Origin of the sequence: Carnobacterium sp. (genome assembly GCF_032094055.1) — a bacterium.
In the GTDB taxonomy this organism is placed as follows: Bacteria; Bacillota; Bacilli; order Lactobacillales; family Carnobacteriaceae; genus Carnobacterium_A.
The window spans coordinates 2,048-3,716 of sequence record NZ_DAMDAK010000136.1; the positions used below are offsets into that span (position 1 = coordinate 2,048).

Consider the following 1,669-nt stretch of genomic DNA (forward strand, 5'->3'; position numbering starts at 1 on the left):
GGAATATCTTCCTTTTTCATCAACCTGGTTTTCATCCTTTCAACTCTCCCTTACATAATGGCTCCTAATAAACTACATAATAGTTTTCGTTAAAATGATTTCATACGCTTCTTTAGGAGGAAAAAAGCCTCCTACTGTTTTAAATCCTAGTTTATGATATAAATGTTGAGCATATTCTTCACTAGTGGTAGAAGTCATCAGTTCACTAAATCCACGTAATTTCATATTTTCTTCAAAAAAATTTATTAAAGCCGTTCCGTATTTTTTATTTCTAAATGGTTCTAAGATGTACAGCATATCAATAAAAGGAATGGTCTCCCAAAAATAACTGAATCTTAACCAACCAATGCATTCATCTTCTTCGATGATCAGCACTCTTCCTTCTTTAATGGCAGAGTTTAATCTATGAGGAGCTATGTGCTTGTCTTTGCTCAATAAATAATGATAATCATTGGAGTTAGCAAAACGAATCTTTGGATTTCCTTTTCTTAATGATTTCAAATACCTAAGCTTTTCAAAGTCTTTGTTATTGTTTTTATCATTCCGATAACTGTCTTTAGATGATGCTGTATATATCTTTAAGAATTGCTCAGCTGTTGGAACATATAATACTGCTTTTTCTATTTCTTCACTTCTCAACTCTTTAATCTCAGTATTTGCATATTCAGGTAAAGTATCCATCACACCATATTGAATCGTAATCATTCCATTGCTGAATTCATGTTCGTGTAAATCAATCAGTTGGTAACCGACTTGAGTCATAATCCTTATAATAGCAGCCCAATTAAATATCCTATCTTCATCTGTTGCTTCCCATCCCCTAGTGTCACCCGGGACGTGAATATCGATATCTTGAGCATTCCAATTTTTTCTAGTGACAAATTCTAAACCTAAAGAGCCCATTAATAAAGGAGTGATTCCATGGTTATTTAATGCTCTTGAGATTTTTAAAAACTCTGAAAACTTATTTTGATCCATTAGAGTTGCTCCTAATCAGCGTTATTTTATATGGTACTTGGTATAAACAGTTTACACTATCGGGAGATAGAATGAACAGAGAGACGTAACGCTATATTTTTATATAGTGCAATTTATTTTGAAGATAAGTATTTTTTTGAAATTTAGCTCGTTTCTTCTGATAAACCTATTTAAAAGAATAGGAAAGGCAAAATAGTTAATGAATAAGTAAACATTATTTAACCTAAATATATGTTAGGCAAATAGTAACAATCATTTAAAAGGCATCGTCTTATTGGTCAATCACCCAAAAGAAAGGGAGGATATCTGTACAGATAATAGTCCGATTTCTGTATAAAAACTTTTCTTGTTAGGCGAATAAGTATAAGATAAGTTAGCAAAATTGAAGAAAACGTAATCATATGGTAGTATACAAGTTAGTTATTTAGAGAAAATTCATTATGTTTATACAAAAAAACAGCATAAATATGTAGTGGCTCAAAGATAAAGTTAGGAAAAAGAACGAATCTTTTTAGAAGAAACTCTTCAAAAAAATACAAATATAGTAAAAAACGGAAGTTCACATGAACTTTTATCTAATTGTTCATCTTTAAATAAAAAATAATATTAGAATAAAAAAGGTGTTGACGAAAGCTCGAGAAGCTGTTATATTAGTAGATGTCGCAGCGATACATCGCAGCAACGAAAAATA

1 protein-coding gene and 1 pseudogene are annotated in these 1,669 nt (G+C 30.8%); both read right to left on the reverse strand.

Annotation, left to right across the window (positions count from 1 at the left end):
* Positions 1-72: 72 nt before the first annotated feature.
* On the reverse strand, positions 73-501 hold the full coding sequence (locus RT405_RS13260; RefSeq protein ID WP_313470321.1) for a GNAT family N-acetyltransferase: 429 nt from the start codon (positions 499-501) through the stop codon (positions 73-75).
* Positions 484-978 (reverse strand): annotated as a pseudogene (locus RT405_RS13265) (phosphoribosylanthranilate isomerase); the annotation flags it as partial. The pseudogene RT405_RS13265 and the gene RT405_RS13260, both read right to left, overlap by 18 nt.
* Between the last annotated feature and the right edge of the window lie 691 nt (positions 979-1,669).